13 protein-coding genes are annotated in these 17,569 nt (G+C 57.2%); 3 read left to right on the top strand and 10 right to left on the bottom strand.

What is annotated here, in order from left to right; translation table 11 throughout:
- The first annotated feature begins 196 nt into the window (after window positions 1-196).
- Window positions 197-373, top strand: coding sequence for a hypothetical protein (locus tag ACZF99_RS11950; protein ID WP_483612035.1), 177 nt, complete (start codon window positions 197-199; stop codon window positions 371-373).
- Window positions 374-530: 157 nt separating this feature from the next.
- Complete coding sequence (locus ACZF99_RS11945) at window positions 531-1,388, top strand: SDR family oxidoreductase (RefSeq protein ID WP_483612033.1); 858 nt, start codon at window positions 531-533, stop codon at window positions 1,386-1,388.
- Window positions 1,389-1,420: 32 nt separating this feature from the next.
- On the opposite strand, the gene ACZF99_RS11940 is transcribed toward ACZF99_RS11945, so the two are convergent.
- The 3 genes from ACZF99_RS11940 to ACZF99_RS11930 are packed head-to-tail and all read right to left on the bottom strand — an operon-like array spanning window position 1,421 to window position 5,360.
- On the bottom strand, window positions 1,421-2,527 hold the full coding sequence (locus ACZF99_RS11940; RefSeq protein WP_483612031.1) for a GerAB/ArcD/ProY family transporter: 1,107 nt from the start codon (window positions 2,525-2,527) through the stop codon (window positions 1,421-1,423).
- A 24-nt stretch (window positions 2,528-2,551) separates the two neighbouring features.
- Complete coding sequence (locus ACZF99_RS11935) at window positions 2,552-3,790, bottom strand: Ger(x)C family spore germination protein (RefSeq protein ID WP_483612029.1); 1,239 nt, start codon at window positions 3,788-3,790, stop codon at window positions 2,552-2,554.
- Between the two features lie 16 nt (window positions 3,791-3,806).
- Window positions 3,807-5,360: a spore germination protein gene (locus ACZF99_RS11930; protein ID WP_483612027.1), complete on the bottom strand. Its 1,554-nt coding sequence runs from the start codon at window positions 5,358-5,360 to the stop codon at window positions 3,807-3,809.
- 173 nt (window positions 5,361-5,533) lie between these two features.
- On the opposite strand from ACZF99_RS11930, the gene ACZF99_RS11925 reads away from it, so the two are divergent.
- A complete protein-coding gene (locus tag ACZF99_RS11925) occupies window positions 5,534-6,304 on the top strand; it encodes a YheC/YheD family protein (protein ID WP_483612025.1) in 771 nt (256 codons plus the stop codon).
- A gap of 82 nt (window positions 6,305-6,386) precedes the next feature.
- On the opposite strand, the gene ACZF99_RS11920 is transcribed toward ACZF99_RS11925, so the two are convergent.
- From ACZF99_RS11920 to ACZF99_RS11890, 7 genes are all read right to left on the bottom strand, one after another.
- Window positions 6,387-7,466 carry a glycosyltransferase family 4 protein gene (locus ACZF99_RS11920; protein WP_483612023.1) on the bottom strand — a complete coding sequence of 360 codons (1,080 nt, stop codon included), beginning with the start codon at window positions 7,464-7,466 and terminating at the stop codon, window positions 6,387-6,389.
- Window positions 7,467-7,553: 87 nt separating this feature from the next.
- Complete coding sequence (locus ACZF99_RS11915; RefSeq protein ID WP_483612021.1) at window positions 7,554-7,970, bottom strand: PaaI family thioesterase; 417 nt, start codon at window positions 7,968-7,970, stop codon at window positions 7,554-7,556.
- 52 nt (window positions 7,971-8,022) lie between these two features.
- Window positions 8,023-9,711, bottom strand: a complete 1,689-nt coding sequence (locus tag ACZF99_RS11910; RefSeq protein WP_483612019.1) for a long-chain-fatty-acid--CoA ligase — start codon at window positions 9,709-9,711, stop codon at window positions 8,023-8,025.
- 26 nt (window positions 9,712-9,737) lie between these two features.
- Window positions 9,738-11,522, bottom strand: coding sequence for an acyl-CoA dehydrogenase family protein (locus tag ACZF99_RS11905; RefSeq protein ID WP_483612017.1), 1,785 nt, complete (start codon window positions 11,520-11,522; stop codon window positions 9,738-9,740).
- 16 nt (window positions 11,523-11,538) lie between these two features.
- A complete protein-coding gene (locus ACZF99_RS11900) occupies window positions 11,539-12,726 on the bottom strand; it encodes an acetyl-CoA C-acyltransferase (RefSeq protein ID WP_483612015.1) in 1,188 nt (395 codons plus the stop codon).
- Between the two features lie 23 nt (window positions 12,727-12,749).
- The gene (locus ACZF99_RS11895) at window positions 12,750-15,146 is read right to left on the bottom strand and encodes a 3-hydroxyacyl-CoA dehydrogenase/enoyl-CoA hydratase family protein (protein ID WP_483612013.1); all 2,397 of its coding nucleotides are present in this window, start codon (window positions 15,144-15,146) and stop codon (window positions 12,750-12,752) included.
- 29 nt (window positions 15,147-15,175) lie between these two features.
- Entirely contained in the window at window positions 15,176-17,362 is a 2,187-nt protein-coding gene (locus ACZF99_RS11890) for a (Fe-S)-binding protein (RefSeq protein ID WP_483612011.1), read from the bottom strand.
- Window positions 17,363-17,569 lie beyond the last annotated feature (207 nt).

Below are 17,569 nucleotides of genomic sequence, written 5' to 3'. Positions count from 1 at the left end.
ACCTTCATCTTTCGTTAAGCGCCTTCGGAATTGCTTGTCGTGAAGCAGCAAGGATGTCTTATTTGTATTTTATTACAAATCGCCAGGATTATAAACCGGACGGCCCTCCACAAACCCGATGTTTGTAAACGCCGCGATCGGGATACCCTAAAGAAGGTAATGACCAACATAGCAGACCGACATAAGGAGGATCAGGATGGAACATCAAAACGAACAAAACCGCGATGAGGCCGAGTTGCGCAACAAAATGGACCGTCAGGGCGACTCGTTGGCCGAGAAGAAGAAAATGGAAAACGGCGTGGATATCGAACCGGAAGCCGATGAATGGGTAGCCAAACCGGCGCCGTTTGCCGATACGGATTCCGCGAAATAACTGGCACTCCCATGAAACCGTCCGCAGGGCCCGCTTGGGTTCCTGCTTTTTTATGCCTTCGTTTGCTCCCAGGTAACAAGAGAACAGGATAAATAGGCTTGGCAGGCGAATATCTTGATATCGGAAGCTTCAAATTCGACCCGAGGAGCGTGGAATGATGGAAGCGTTTGCGAAGGATCTGCTGAAGAATAAAACCATCCTGATTACCGGCGGCGGCACGGGATTGGGCCGGGCCATGGCCGAGCGGTTTCACCGGCTCGGGGCTAACGTCGCCATCTGCGGACGCCGCGACGAGGTATTGCGGAGCGCGGCCAAAGAGATGACCGAGGGCAGCGGCGGCGAGGTGTTTGTCCAGCGCTGCGACGTGCGCGATCCCGAGCAGGTACGGGCCTGCGTCGACACCGTATGGCGTCATTTCGCCGGGATCGACGTGCTTGTGAATAACGCTGCCGGGAATTTCATCAGCCCGACCGAACGCCTGTCGCCCCGAGCCGTTGACGCGGTGTTGGGCATCGTGCTGCACGGCACGTTTTACATGACGCTGGAGGTCGGGAAACGCTGGATTGATCAGGAACGGCCGGGGACGATGCTGAATATCGCCACCACTTACGCTTCGACCGGCTCGGGATACGTCGTCCCTTCCGCGGCGGCCAAAGCCGGCGTTCTCGCCTTAACCCGATCGCTGGCCGTCGAATGGGCGCCTTACGGCATCCGCCAGGTGGCGATCGCGCCCGGTGCATTTCCGACGGAAGGAGCCGGATCGCGCCTGTCTCCTACGCCGGAATTGGAAGCGAAGCTGTCGGGACGCGTCCCGCTTGGCAGAACCGGCCGCCCGCGGGAGTTGGCGGACTTGGCCGCCTTCCTCGTGTCGGACGCCGCGGCATACATCAACGGCGAGGTCGTCACGATCGATGGCGGCGAGTGGCTGCGGGGGGCCGGGCAGTTCAACGATTTTGCTGAAGTCACAAAGGAGGAATGGGATCGGCTTGCCGAGTTGACGCGGAAGGGCAAATAGCAAAGTTGAGCGGGGGACGGAAATAGATGAACTTAGGCGATATGCCGTTCCTCCTCGCCCCCCCTCTTGTTTTTCCGTATGAGAATCAGGATGAGCAGCAAAGCCGGCAGCCCGATTTGAACCAAGGGGTACCATTTCAGGACTACGTCGATCCCCAACCATAAATGGTGCGTAAAATTGGGAGAAATGAACGACATGCCGTAAATGGCGATGCCAAACGGGATAACCCACTTTTTGTAAGGAGTCCCCGTGATTCGGGAGCCTCCCACCACCGCCCCTACGTAGAAAAGGAGTATTTTGGACCCCAGACCGATAAACAGAACGAGCACGAACAAAATATCCATTCTTTCAAATACTTCAACCAATTCGATCAGCTGAACGGACTGCAGCAGCGGAAAGGTTACCATCTCCGCCAGCTTTGGCCCCAAGACCAGAATGTTCATTTGATTGACGAGAATCAGAAACACCGCGGTTATTCCGTAGGTGATTAGCATCGATTTACGAAGGTTCTTGGCTGGAGCGATGATCGGAAAAAAAACCAAAAACAGGACGGACTGCGCAAACGGGAAAGAAATGACGTCCGGAACGTTCTTTAACACCGGCAGCAACCCGTTCTCCAGTACGGGGAGCATGTTCTCGAAATGAAGTAGGCCCACTCCGGTTATCATCGACATGAGCGTCAAATAACTCAGAATGACAAAAGGAAGCAAAGCCAGTAACAATAGAAATACCAATCGGGGTCCATATCTAACGTTGTTGGCAATCACCAGTATGGCGATGAGCGCAATAACCCCTGTCGGAGTCCGATTCAACAGTACATACGAAGCGAGTTCCCCCAAATCCCGTAAATTTCGAGAGGCCTCGTAAGCGAAGTATCCCGCAAAAATCACGCCGATGAACGTACCGACGATTTTACCGAAATAGGTTCGGCATAATTCGAATAAATCCCGTTTCGGGTCCAGGCGGTGAATGGCCAGATGCATCAGGAGAAGCAGCAATCCGCCCAGCGCGGCTATGAGCATGACCAGCCAGGCATCCTGCTTTGCTTCGGCGGCGATTTGGAACAAGGTGGTGCTTCCGACTTCAAACAACGCAAAACAGGCGATCAACTCCGGTACCCGGCTTTTATTTAATGTCATGATGTTCTGCCTCCTTCCAGCGTTTCATTCCTGCTCCTGTTCCCGATTCAGCAGGGAACCAAACGATTTTTTCGTCAACCCCGGACGCTGCAGCTTCATCTTGACGCGGACGTCCAGCTCGATGCGGGTTAACTCCTCGCTCCAGTTCTTTTGCAGTCGTTTCCATGCTTTGGGATCTTTGCGATGGATAATATCGGCAAACCCGGGCAAATCGCCCCGAAGTTTCCGGCTCGCTTCCCAACCCGTCTCGATTGCGCTAAGAATTTCCTCCTCCACCGCCTTTTCGATGGCATTGATACTTCCCGGCTTGGACAAATCCACCGGGCACTTATATTCCATCAGCAAACCGCCGCTGGCTTCCGTCTCTACGCGCATGTTGTACCGGTCACCTGCCCGAACCGGCGTCACTTTGGTTTTGGCGCCCGTAATCCGAACGGTTCCATCCTTTGTCTTTGCATCGGTGTCGGGGCAGGAAAACGAGATCGTGCTGCCTTTGACCTGGTTTGTTAACCAAGAGATGCCATAACTTTCATCTCGGTTAAGGTACCCAACGAGCCGGTTTTGATGGAATACGCCCAATCGTTCAACTTTCATTTTAACGGGGGGTGATGTGGTTTTATTCACGTCCAGCGACTCCAGCGCTTTATCATTCCCTTTTGTGACGATAATCTCCGGCACGCCAACCGCTTGCGCGTCAGAAACCAGCTTCTGGCCCATTTGAAATACATTAATGATCGAAAAATAAGAAGAGAAACTGTCTTGCTTCCGTAACAAATCAGCCAAGGCCGTGCCCGGTATTTTTTCCGGAGGCACCATCTTGCGCAAGATTTCACTTGCTTTCGTGTCCGTTACAGCGACCAGCACGGTTTCGCGCGCATCTATATTTCGAAAATACAAATCAAAGATTTGTTCAATGCCCGATTCGGCCGCATCTTTCCCGATGACCATAATGTCGGTATGGCCGAAATACAAACGCCGCGGGTTCTCCGTATAGCCGAGATCGGCCGCTTCGCGAATCGTTTTCCCTTTCGTCGTAAAGACATAAACGCTGGGCTGGGAGCCGCCGCCGGGGCTTCCTCCGCCATGGCTCGTCCCGCTAGCTGACGGAACGATGACCTGGTACGTCATTTCCCAATCGTCACCGCTGCGATCAAATCCGGTTGCAACGGTGATCCCCAATTCGTTCAACTCCGTACGGTTCCAGCAACCGGCCGATGCCAAACAGATAAGCACAGCTGCGCAGCACAACAGAATACGTCGCATCTCGCACTCCCCTAGTTCAGTTTTGGGCCTCTTCCGGGCCGGAGTCTTGTCTCGTTTGGTTATGGAGGCTGATAAATTCAGGGCGTTTTACGATCTTTGGCCAAGGCAACCGGATAAACACGTCCTTCATATTGGACCAGCTTAACGGAGAAACCGGCAAGAAATAGGGAACACCAAACGATTGAAGCGATACCAGATGCATGAGCAACGGAATCAACCCCGCCAGGATACCGTAAAGGCCGAAGGAGCCCGCCAGCAGCATCAGGCCAAAACGAATTAAGCGTACGGCCGCCGACATGCCAAATGTCGGGATGACGAAGCTGGCAATCGCCGTAAACGACACGATAATGACCATTGCAGCGGAAACGAGCCCTGCCTGCACTGCGGCTTGTCCCAGCACCAGGGCTCCCACGATCGAGATGGCCGGACCAACCACCCGAGGCATACGAACGCCGGCTTCCCGAATTACCTCAAAGGTAATCTCCATCAGCATCGCTTCCAGCAGCGCCGGTAGCGGCGTCCCTTCGCGCTGAGCCGCGATACTAATCAGCAACGTGGCGGGGAGCATTTCCGGGTGAAACGTGGTCACCGCAATATAAAGGGAAGGAAGCAGCAGCGCGACCACAAAGGAAAATAAGCGAATATTCCGCAGCAATGAAGAAATGTCATATCTTTGATAATAGTCTTCACTAGATTGGAAGAACTTAAAGAACGTTACCGGACAGATCAGTACAAAGGGACTGCCGTCGATCAGTATGGTGACCTGCCCTTCCAGCAGCCCTCCCGCAGCAGCATCGGGACGCTCGGTGTTCAAGATCGTCGGGAACGGGGTGAACGAACGGTCCTGAATAAACTCTTCGATATAACCGCTTTCCAATATGCTGTCCGTATCGATGGCATCGAGCCTTTTCAACACTTCCTTCACCACCGGCGGGTGGGCGATCCCCCTGATATAAGCAACAACCACTCGAGTTTGGGTGTAGGAGCCGATGACACGGTTTTCAAATTGCAAATCCGGCGTTCGTAACCTCTTACGGAGCAGCGAGAGGTTCGTTGACAAATCTTCGGTAAAGCCTTCCTTTGGCCCGCGGATAACGGTCTGGGAGGACGGTTCTTCGACAGACCGCCGCGCCCCTCCGGGAATGGAGACAACCATTCCTCCAACCACCCCGTCGACGATAATTACTGCCCCTCCCGCCAACATTCCAGCTAACAACTCGCGCTCGGTGCCAACCAACTTTACGCTTCCCGCATTCATCGAGTCCGCTAACCGTGCCGTCGAAGTCACCGCTTCCCCTGTCTGGATCATGTTTTCGATATTGCCCATCAGCTCGCTTAACAGTTGAGGATCAATCAAGCTGTCAATATAACTCGCAACGAGCTTCCCGTCCGCCATCCTGCGGATAATGACATCCGGGCTGTTTCCCAATGCTTCCTGGATCAAAGCGACCGTTCCGGCGAGGGAACCGTCCAATGAACGGTTTGTCGCGTCATTAAGCCCATTTGCGGCAGGTTCCGTTTTTTTCTTCCGGCGGATATGGGGGGCTAGATTTCGATTCATTCTTCTCATCGCGCGCCTCCGGCTCTAAAGCAGTTGTAATTTGTAATATGCTTCATATCCAAATTTTGTATGCGTCCGGACGCCTGCCGATGTCCATTTTCAGATCATTAGGTGATCATCTTCTCCCTTTTCGGAGCGCGGGAATACACTACCCTATACGATATCGAAGGGGAAATGCGCAAATGAAATCTTCACGGCATGCGCGCCATGTCACCAGTAAATGGAGAAAAAACGAAGCTTTGATGCAAAGCAGCGAGCTGCGGGCCTACCTCCCCGAAACCCGAAGATTCAGTAAAGAGCATCTGCTGAATATGCTGCTAAAACATAAAATGGTTTACGTGAAGCCCGTGAACGGAACCTGGGGGAACGGGGTCATGCGAGTGGAATTCAGACCTTACCTGCGGCAAGGGACCTACCAGTTTCAGCATGAGAAAACGGTTCGTTCCTGCGGTTCGTTCGACGAGCTGTACGCTGTGATCCGCAAGCATAAGCTGCGGGGCCGTTACCTGGTCCAGCAAGGCATCGACTTGCTCAAATATGACAAACGCCGATTCGATCTGCGCGTCATGGTTCAGCGTACCCCCCGGAAGGTTTGGGAAACGACCGGCATCATCGGCAGACTGGCCCACCCGAAGAAGATTGTCACCAACTATCACAGCGAAGGAAAACTTATGGCGGCGGAGAAGCTGCTCTCTCCCTATTTGAAGGAACCGCGGCTCAAGTCTTATATGAATATGCTGGAGAACTTCGGCGAGGATATTGCCAATCACTTGAAAATCAGTTTTCCCGGACTGCGCGAAATCGGGGTGGACGTCGCGATCGACCAAAAGCTGCGGCCGTGGATTCTGGAGGTCAACACTTCTCCGGACCCGTTCATCTTCCGTAAGCTAAAGGACAAGAACATTTTCCGCAAGATCATGAAATATGCCCGGGCTTACGGCAAATACAAATGAGCGTCTGAACGCCAATCAAGAAAACCGGACGGAGTTGGCAGCCATTTTGGCGCCTTCCGCCCGGTTTCTTTGTCTTCAGCCTTCAGGCACCGAACTGCCGGTAGATTCCCACCAGCTTGCCGGCGGTCTGCTTCCAGTTGAACTGCGCTACGGCATCTTTCCGCGCTTGCCTGGACATTTTCGCGGTCAGGTCGCGATCCCGGGCCAGCTTCAAAATCCACTTCGCATGTTCTTTCGGCTGGGTATACGCGTCCACCAGATAACCGTTGGCTCCATGTTTGACAATCTCCCCGATCCCGCCGATGTTGGAGGCTACGACGGGGAGTCCGGAAGCCATCGCTTCCACGTTCACGAGTCCAAACGCTTCATGCTGCTGGGAAGGGCAGGCGAACAGGTCGGCCTCGCGAAACCAGCGGTGAATGGCGCGATGCGGAATTTTCCCGGCGAACGTAACCGACAATCCATTGATTCTAGCCAACCGTTTCAGCTCCCGCATGTAGCCGGGCCGTCCGCGGCCGATAACGATTAAATCGACGGGCCCGTATTCCTTGCGGACGAGTCCGATCGCCCGGATCAGCACCGGAACGCCTTTTCGCGGGATCACCCGGCCGACGAACAACACGCGGAAACGGCGGCCCGAACGGCTCGAACGCCCTTCTTCCGGTCTGAACCGTCCGGTATCGACGCCGAGATGGACCTTTCGCAGCTTGCCCGCATGGCGGGGGAAACGAGCGGCCAAGCTCGTTTTAAGCGACTCGCTGTTGGCAATGATCAGATCGGCTTTGCCTAAGCTTTCGTTCACCCGCGCCGTCGGTTTGGCGAACGTCAGCGAATGCAGAAACAAGGTGACGGGCGTATGCGGAAGCGCGGCTTTGATTTTGGCCGCGTAATGCGGGCGATTATCCACTTGAATGATATCGTAGCGCCATCCCCGGATGTATTGCAGTACTGAAGCGATATACCGGCTTGGGCTGCCGGCCCTTACGCGGACGATCGTCAAACCGCCCATACGGCTGACGCGCGGTAGGCCTCGGTCCGCTCTGCTGATGAGCGTCACCGTGTGGTTAACCGCCAGCTGTTTGGCGATGGCCAGCATGCTAATCTCGACCGAGCCGCTGCCCGGAATGGGAATTTGCTCGGGCGCCACCATCAATAGGTTCATGGGGGGCTCCTCCTTGCGCATATGGCTTGTGTCTATTTACCATATGCGCAAAGCGAGCCTCCCGCACCGCGGCAACCACCCAAGCTGTCAGGTAACGCGGAACGTTCCTGTCCCAAAAGCGCAAATTTCGCCCTGATCCAACCGGGCATACGCCATCGTCGTCACCGATTTGCGCGATACGTGGACTCGTTCGGCGGTCACGGTAATGCGCCCATGCTCGGCTTTGGCCACATAATTCAAATTCAAATTCGTCGTGACGACGCTCGCCTCGGGCTTGGCGATCATCGCCAGCAGCCCCATGGCCGAATCGATCAGCGTCGCATGGACTCCGCCGTGCACAATGCCGATCAAATTCAAATGATGGGGACGGATATCCAGCGTCATCACGACCCTGTGTTCATTCGCCTCCTCCACCCGGCAGCCGAGATACTCGACGAACGAACCGACCGCAGCTTGATTCCACAGCTCCAGACGCTGCCGCAGTTCTTCTGAATCCGCTTTCATTTCGATTCCCTCCCTGTTCCTTTCGCCCGCGGCGAACTTCATCCTCTGGCGGTTAATTCGCTTGCGGCGGTTTCTGGCGTTCCGCTTCTTCTTCAACGAGCTTGCGGCGCAACACTTTACCGGCTAACGTCTTGGGAAGACTATCGCGGAACTCGTAAACCTTCGGCACCTTATAGGCAGCCAACTTCTCCTTGCACCAGCGCTTGATTCCCTCTGCGTCCGGGGAGGCACCTTCCTTCAATACAATGTACGCCTTGACGGTCTCGCCGCGGTACGGATCGTAAATCCCCGCCACAATCGCCTCCTCCACGTCCGGATGCTCGAACAGCACCTCCTCGACTTCGCGCGGATAGATGTTATACCCGCCGGCAATAATCAAATCCTTGCGACGATCCAGGATGTAGAAGAAGCCGTCTTCGTCCATTCGTCCCAAGTCGCCGGTCAGCAACCAGCCTTCGCGCAGCGTCTTGTACGTCTCCTCCGGACGGTTCCAATACCCCCGCATCACCTGCGGGCCGCGCACGGCCAGCTCGCCAATTTCGCCGACCGGGACTTCCTCAAGCGTGTCCGGATGCACGATCATCGCGTCGGTGTCGGGAAAAGGAATCCCAATCGACCCGCTCTTCCGCGTCTCCCAGATATTGTTGGCATGGGTGACGGGCGAAGCCTCGGTCAAGCCGTAACCTTCGATCAGCTTTCCCCCGGTCACTTCCTCGAACCGGGTTTGAACCTCCAGCGGCAGCGGCGCCGCACCGCTAACGCACACATTGATCGAGGACAAATCGTATCCCGCGATGTCCTTGTGGTTAATGATAGCCACGTACATCGTGGGCGCTCCGGGGAATACCGTCGGCTTCTTGTGATGGATCACCTGCAGCACCTGATGGATGTCAAAGCGCGGCAACATCAGCAAAGTGCCGCCCAAAGCGACCGATTGATTTAATAACACCGTCATGCCGAACACATGAAAAAAAGGCAGCGCGGCCAAATATTTCTCTTTCCCCAAACGGGAACGGTAGAACCAGAGCTGATTCTGAATCGTGTTGGCCACCAGATTCATATGCGTGAGCATGACGCCTTTGGCAAAACCCGTTGTCCCGCCGGTATACTGCAATAAGGCCAGATCCTGCTCGGGATCGAGCTCGACGCGGCACGGCTCCGGGCTTCCGCCAGCGAGGAAAGCCGGGAAGGCGAGCAGCCGATCGGTATAGTTCAAATGAGCGGCCATGCCGTCTTTCTTGGCTTTGATCGGATACAGGAGGTTCTTGGGAAAAGGCAAATAGTCCTTGATGGAGGTTGCGATGATGTAATCCAGCGGGTTTAGCTTCGTTGCCGTTCTCACGCGTTCGACGAACGGGTCGAGCGTGACCATGACGCGCGCGCCGGCATCCCCAAGCTGATGCTCCAGCTCCCTGGGCATATACAGCGGATTCGTCATCACCGCGATGCCGCCCATCAGCAGGGTGCCGTAATACGCGATCACCGCCTGCGGGCAGTTCGGCAGCATGATGGCTACCCGGTCGCCCTTGCGAATGCCCAGCTTCCGCAGGGCATTCGCAAACCGGTACGACTGTTCCAGCAAAACGCGGTACGTCATTTTCTTTCCCATGAATTCCAGAGCCGTAACTTCGGGATACCGAGCGGCGGAAAGTTCCAGGAAATGGGCGAGATTTTGCTTTGGATACTCATAGGTGGGCGGTACTTCAGCGGGATAAAACTTCAGCCAAGGTTTCCTTGTCATACGCCTGCCTCCCAACCTCGCAATTTTTACACAACGTATCTCTCCGCCTGGATCACTTTGACGGCGATTTTCCGTTTTAATGACAGCGCATTCACGGCCGAACGCTTTGTCAATTTCTTGAGAATGGACAGCTGGGTACGCAGCAGATCCCCTTGTTCCATGTAACTTAACACCTCTTTGGCCCATGCTTCGATGTTGCCGAATTCTTCATGGATGAATGAGCGGGTCATGGCGATCGGAAGCTCCGCCCTGTCTTCGCCGACACGTGCGATTAGCTTCTGTGTTCGAAGCAGAACGCTTTCCATCGCGTAAACGGAAATCATGATGTCCGCCAGATGGCTCAGCACCTCCTGCTCGCGCTCGAGCTTTAGTTGATACTTCTGCACGGCCTGGGCCCCGGCCATCAGGAAGATCTTTTTGGACATGGACAGCAGGTGCGCTTCCTCCTCCAACGTCCCTTCGAACGAACGGCTCGGCATCGGCTCCATCAGCTCCGCTTGCAGCTTCTGTGCGGCAGGCAGCAGCGGCAGTTCGCCTTTCATTGCGCGCTTCACCAGGCTGCCGGGAATCAAGAGACGGTTGATTTCGTTCGTGCCTTCAAAAATCCGGTTGATTCGCGAGTCGCGATAGATCCGCTCGATCCGGTATTCCTGCGTAAATCCATAACCGCCGTGGATCTGCACCCCTTCGTCCGCAACGAAATCCAGCGTCTCCGAGCCAAACACTTTGTTGATCGAGCATTCCAGCTGATATTCGGCAATCGCCTTGGCCGATTGATAACCTACATCGGCGCTGCCGTGATCCACGTCGGCCAAACCGACATCGAACAGGCCGGCGGTGCGGTACACCATGCTTTCCAGCACGAACGTGCGCGTATTCATCTCCGCCAGCTTTTTGCCGATGAGCGGGAAGGACGAGATTTTTTGCCCGAACTGGGTGCGCTCGTTGGCGTATTTCGCCGCGTACTCGATGGCGTCTTTGGAGGAACCGAGACATCCCGCCGCCAATTTGAAGCGCCCGATATTCAGGATGTTAAAGGCGATCAAATGGCCTTTGCCCACCTCCCAAAGCAGGTTTTCGGCCGGCACCTTCACATCCTCCAGAATCAGCGGACAGGTGGAGGAGCCTTTGATGCCCATCTTTTTCTCCTCCGGCCCGACGCTGACCCCATCCATGCTCCGTTCAACGATAAACGTGCTGAAATCCGCGCCGTTCACTTTGGCGTAGACGATGAACACGTCGGCGAAACCGGCGTTGGTAATAAACTGCTTGGTGCCGTTCAACACATAATGCGTGCCATCCTCCGACAACACGGCCGTCGTTTTGGCGCCCAGCGCATCGGAGCCCGAGGAAGGCTCCGTCAGGCAATAAGCCGCAAGCAGCTCGCCCGTCGCCAGCTTCGGCAAATATTTCCGCTTCTGCGCTTCGGTCCCGAAATAAACGATCGGCAGCGTCCCGATCCCGACATGGGCTCCGGCGGAAAGCGCAAACGAGGACGCTTTGGTCAGCTTCTCGCTGATCAGCGTCGTGCTGACCTTGTCGAGCCCCATCCCGCCGTAAGTTTCGGGTACGTCAGCCCCCAGCAGCCCCACTTCGCCCGCTTTACGCAGCAAATCGGCGGTCAGCTCATAGTTCAGATGCTCGATCTCCTCGTCCCGCGGGAGAATTTCGGTCTTCACGAATTCCTCCGTCGTCTCCCCGATCATGCGCTGTTCTTCGCTGAAGTCCTCCGGGGTAACGACCCGGGTGTAATCGATATCCGTGATGACGAAGCTGCCGCCTGCAATTTTCTCCATCGTTTCGTTGCTCATGCGATCCTCTCCTTCATTAATTAATGGGATGAACTTCTAACACGCCGGCCGCCCCCATACCGCCGCCGATGCACATCGACACGACCCCGTACCCGCCGCCCCGGCGGCGCAGCTCGTGGATCAGCGAAATGGACAGCTTCGTGCCGGTGCAGCCCAGCGGATGCCCCAGCGCGATCGCACCGCCGTTCACGTTCACTTTGTCCTCGTCCAGACCCAATTCACGGATCACGTGCAGGCATTGGGAAGCAAAAGCCTCGTTAATTTCGAACAGATCCACATCGTCCAACGTGATTCCGGCTGCCGAAAGGGCTTTCGGAATCGCCTTTACCGGCCCTACACCCATCAGCTCCGGCTCTACGCCAGCCACGGCGAAAGAGCGGAACGTGGCCAGCGGCTGAAGCCCCAGCTCCTCGGCTTTCTCCCGGCTCATGACGACAACCGCCGCCGCCCCGTCGTTCATCGGGGAGGAGTTCCCCGCAGTCACCGTACCGCCTTGCTTAAAGCTCGGTTTCAGCTTGGCCAGAGCCTCCAGGGTCGTGTCGCCGCGTACGCTTTCGTCGGTGTCGAAGACAAAACGCTTCACGTTGACTTTCCCCCTCTCATCCAGGCTGCGTTGTTCCGCCTCAAACGGTACGATCTCCTCCTTAAACTTGCCTTCGGCGATAGCCCGGGCCGCCTTGCGATGCGACTCCAAGGCGAAGCGGTCTTGATCCTCGCGGGAAACGCCAAACCGCTCGGCGACGCGCTCCGCCGTATGGCCCATCGCCATATACGCCTCCGGCATCTCGGCAACGATCCGCGGATTCGGCGACACCTTAAAGCCGGTCATCGGCACGTGGCTCATGCTTTCCACGCCGCCGGCGATCAGCACGTCGGCCTGGCCCAGCATGATCCGCTCCGCCGCGAAAGCGATCGCTTGCAGTCCGGACGAGCAGAAGCGATTGATGGTTAATGCCGGCACCGTCACCGGGAAACCGGCGTATAACGCCATAATGCGCGCGAAGTTCAATCCCTGCTCGCCTTCCGGCATGGCGCAGCCGATGATGATGTCCTCGACATCCGCTTTGCTTAGCCCGGGAGCGCGCTCCACCGCCGCATCCAGCACGATCTTGCCCAAGTCGTCGGCGCGCGTTTGGGTCAGGCTGCCTTTTTTGGCTTTGCCCACCGCCGTTCGGGCTGTCGATACGATTACAGCTTCTTTCATCGTAGACTCACTCTCCCTCTCGATTAGTTGCGCAGCGGTTTGCCTTTGCTCAGCATGTGCTGCATGCGCTGACGCGTCTTCGGCTCTCCGCATAAGCTCAGGAACGCCTCGCGTTCCAGGTCAAGCATGTATTGCTCCGTCACGAACGTTCCCGCTGGAACGTCGCCGCCTGCCAGCACATGGGCCAGCTTGTTCGCGATCAGCAGGTCGTGGTCGCTGATGTAGCCGCCTTCGCGCATACCCAGCGCGCCCAATTGCAACACCGCTTTCCCTTCGGAGCCGACGACGCGGAACTTCGTTTCGGGAATCGGCTCATACCCGCCGCCCGCCAGCTTCAGCACAGCCTGCTTCGCCTCATAAATCGTATGGTCGGGATTCAGCACGACTCGGTCGGTCTGTTTTAAGAGGCTCAATCGTTTGGCATCGTGGCCGCTGCTTGAAACCGTGGCGGTGCCGACCGTTTGGAAGTACGCGTTGATATAAGGCTGTAAGTCGGCCTCCGCAAGGGACGCCTGCTGACTGGCACGCAGCGCCAGCTCTTTGCAGCCCCCGCCCGCCGGGATCAGCCCCACGCCGACCTCCACAAGTCCGTAATACGTTTCGGCGGCGGCGATCACCTGATCGGCCGGCATGCACGCCTCCACTCCGCCGCCCAGCGTCATGCGGTGCGGTGCGGCGATCACCGGCTTCTCGAACCGTTTCAGCCGGTACATCGTGTTCTGGAACAGACGGATGATGTCGTCGATTTCCTCCCATTCCTCGTCTTGCGCCTCCATCAGAAGCAGCATGAGGTTGGCCCCGACGCAGAAATTGCGGCCCTGGTTGGCGATGACGAGGCCTTCGAAATTGTCCCGCACCTCGTCCATGCTTTGCGAGATCATTTGCAGAATATCGGCGCCGATCGCATTGTTCGGCGAATGAAACTCCAGGCAGGCCACGCCGTCGCCGAGATCGATCAGGCTAGCGCCGCTGTTGCTGCGAACCACTTGGTTCTGCGCCTTCAGATCGCGCAGCGATATCTGTTCCGGCGGGAGCTCCACTGGCGCATATCCACCAACCGCGGCCTGAAAGAGGGAGCCCCCGTCTTTTTTGTAGAACGAGGTATTCCCCTGTGCAATCCAATCTTTAACCCAGGCCGGCACCGTAAGCCCATCCGCTTCCATCTTCTCGACCGAGCGGACCAAGCCGATGGCGTCCCACGTTTCGAACGGGCCCAGCTCCCAGTTGAAGCCCCATTTCATCGCCTCATCGATCTCGCGGATGCTGTCCGCAATTTCGCCCAGCTTGGCGGCGGAGTAAATCAACACCTGCTTGAGCACATCCCAGGCCAACTGCGAGTAGCGGTCCGGGGTGCCGAGCAGCGCTTTCGTCTTGGCGGCCGCGCCTTTCGCCAGCTTGGCGGCTTCCAAGGAAGCGGACGCCACCTTACGCTGCGGGGCGTAGTCCATCGTCCGGAGGTTCAAGGACAAAATCTCGCTCCCCCGTTCCCCTTTGATTTTCCGGTAAAAGCCCTGCCCGCTCTTCTCCCCGAGCCAGCCGCGGGATACCATCTCCTTGAGCGGCTCCGGCGCGGCAAACGCCTGTTTCTCCGCCTCCTCCGTCACATTGGCGTACACGTTATCGGCCACATGCAGGAACGTATCGAGTCCGACCAGATCCAGGGTGCGGAAGGTGGCGCTTTTCGGACGGCCCATCGCCGGTCCGGTGACTGCATCCACTTCCTCGACGGTGTACCCCTTTTCCGCCATTTCGCGCAGCGTCACCAGCAGCCCGTAAGTACCGATGCGATTGGCGATGAAATTCGGCGTGTCTTTAACGAGCACAACCGTTTTGCCCAGCGTGCGTTCGCAGAAACGGCTTAAGCCTCGAACCAGCTCCGGGTCGGTCGTTTGCCCGGGAATGATCTCCAGAAGCTTCATATACCGCGGCGGGTTAAAGAAATGCGTGCCGAGAAAATGCCTCCGGAATTCCTCGGACCGGCCTTCGGCCATCGCGCTGATCGAAATGCCCGACGTGTTCGAGCTGACGACGGTTCCCGGTTTCCAGTGGCGCTCCACCTGGGCCAGCAGTTGCTGTTTGACGGCGAGGTTCTCGACGACGACCTCGATGACCCAATCTACGTCAGCGATCAGCGGCAAGTGATCCTCCAGGTTGCCGGGCGTGATTCGCTCGGCGAAAGCGTTGTCATAAAGCGGGGCGGGTTTGGTCTTGGCCAGCCCGGCGATGGCGGTCGTCGCCAGGCGATTGCGCACCGACGGGTGGTCGAGCGTCAACCCGGCGGCCATCTCCGCGTCGGTCAGCCGCTGCGGGACGATGTCGAGCAGCAGGCATGTGATGCCCGCGTTTGCCAGTTGGGCTGCGATGCCGGAGCCCATGATCCCGGAGCCGATGACGGCTGCTTTCCGGATCGGTTTGTTCATTTGATCTACCTCCTATGACATTGAATATTTCATTGAGACAACACGGGAACCAAATCGGCCGCCTGCTCGCCAAATACGGACAGCTCCAGAATTTCGGCAATATCCCGCGCCTTCACCTGGCCTTCCACTTCCTTGAGTTTCGTGCCGTCCTCCAGCATCGTCAGGCAGTAAGGACACGCGCTGCTGATCATGCTGGGGCGGACCTCCAGCGCTTGTTCGGTGCGGGCCAGGTTGATCCGTTTGCCGGCGGTTTCCTCCATCCACATCAGCCCGCCGCCGGCGCCGCAGCACATCCCGTTCTCCCGCGACCGGTCCATCTCGACCAGCTCCACGCCGGGCACGGCCCGCAGCACCTCGCGAGGTGCGTCATATACGCCGTTATACCGCCCGAGATAACAAGAATCGTGATAGGTAATCCGTTCGCTCACCCGGTGGGCCGGCTTCAGCCGGCCTTCGCGGATCAGTTGCTCGAGCAGCTGCGTATGGTGCAGCACTTCCACCCCCTCCAAACCGAATTCGGGATATTCGTTTTTCAGCGTATTAAACGTGTGCGGGCAAGCGGTGACGATTTTGCGCACCCCGTACCTTTGGAACGTCGCGATGTTCTCCTGGCACAGCTGCTGGAACAAGAGCTCGTTGCCCATCCGGCGCGGCGTATCGCCGGAGTTGCGCTCCTCATTGCCAAGGATGGCGAAATTGACGCCCGCTTCGTTTAAGAGCCGGACGAACGCCCGCGTGATTTTGCGGCTGCGCAAATCGTAGGAGCCCATTGATCCGACGAAGAACAAAATTTCGAAGGCCGGATTCTCCTTGACCGTCGGCACGGGGATGCCCGCAAGCTCGCCGGTCCAGGCGGCGCGGTCGTTGCGGCTGATGCCCCAGGGATTGCTTTGGCGCTCGATGTTCTGCATCGCGCGCTGCCCTTCCGCCGGCACGCTGCCCTGCATCAGCACCAGATGGCGGCGCAGGTCAACGATCTTGTCGACGTGTTCGTTGCCGACCGGGCACTGATCCTCGCAGTTGCGGCACGTCGTGCAGGCCCAGATTTCCTCTTCGGTCATGACGTCGCCGATCAGCTCAAGCTCGGTTGCGGCTTTGCCCTGGGCGGCCGGCTGCCAGGCCGCCTTCTGCCAATCGAGCGTCGGGCGGATGTCGGTGATGCCCGCAGCGCTGTCCCAGGCTGGTGCGGCGTGCCCTGCACCGGCCGCCACCGCATGGACGCCGGCGGAGCCGAACACATTCGCCGGCACCCACGGCGATTTGCCGGTGACCGCAGCGCCTTTTTCGGTAAGATGATCACGCAGCTTCGTGATCAGATGCATCGGCGACAGCGTTTTGCCGGTGCTCGCCGCCGGGCAGACGCTGGTGCAGCGCCCGCACTCTACGCAAGCGTAGAAGTCGAGCATTTGCTTTTGCGTGAAGTCCTCGACGTTGCCCACGCCGAAGCTTTCCGCCTCTTCATCCTCGAGGTTCAGGCTCTGCAGCCGGCCATGCGGTTCCCGGCGGCGCAGCCAGATGTTGATCGGCGCGGTGATGAGATGGAAGTGCTTCGACTGGGGGACATAGACGAGAAAAGCGAGCAGAATCAACAAGTGCAGCCACCAGAACACGTAAAAGACAGCTTCCGCAGCGACGGAAGGCAGCCCGGCGAATGCGGCGGCGATGGCCGACGAAACCGGAGCGTACCAAGAGAACTCAAGCCCCATCCAGACGCGTTCGAAGGCTAGCGACAACAGGACCGAAACCATTAACGAGTAAATGAAGATCACGACGATGCCGGGTTTCCAGCCCTTCTTCAAGCGCGGCAGCTTCTCGATATAACGGCGGTATGCCGCGTACCCCATCGCGAGGAGGATTGCCAGTGCGGTAAACTCCTGGAACCATCCGAACAGCTCGTAGGCCGGCAAAGGCAGATGTCCGCCGCGCGACAGCCCTTTGACGATCAAATCGATCGCCCCGAATTGCAGCACGATAAATCCGTAGAACACGACGACATGCATGATGCCGCTTTTGCGGTCTTTGAGCAGCTTCTTCTGCCCGAACACCTGCGACCAGAATTCGCCTTGGGCTCCTCCGCGCCTTGCGCGAAAATCGATCGGCCGGCCGAGCCGCAGATAAAGAAACCGGCGGAATACGGCCTGATAGAACGCAAACACGGCGTATCCCGTGACGACCGCAAACAGCAAAGCGTTCAGCGTTAGCCAAAACGTGACCATGATTCAGACCTCCCTCCTTATGGGAAATTTCCTTTCGTGACAAGTGGATTGCGGACGAAAATGGTTCCTTCGGATGGCGATGTTTCCTAAAAATTGTGATCAAGCGTTGAGGTCGAATGGTTCCATTTGTGGAGGACTAATGTTGCGATTGAGTGTTGCGATTGAGAGTAGTAGTGATTGAGAGTTGCGATTAAGTGCAGTGATTGA

The sequence above is a fragment of the Paenibacillus sp. JL3B1040 genome (assembly GCF_057063165.1).
This window is presented reverse-complemented; position numbering and strand designations above follow the sequence as displayed.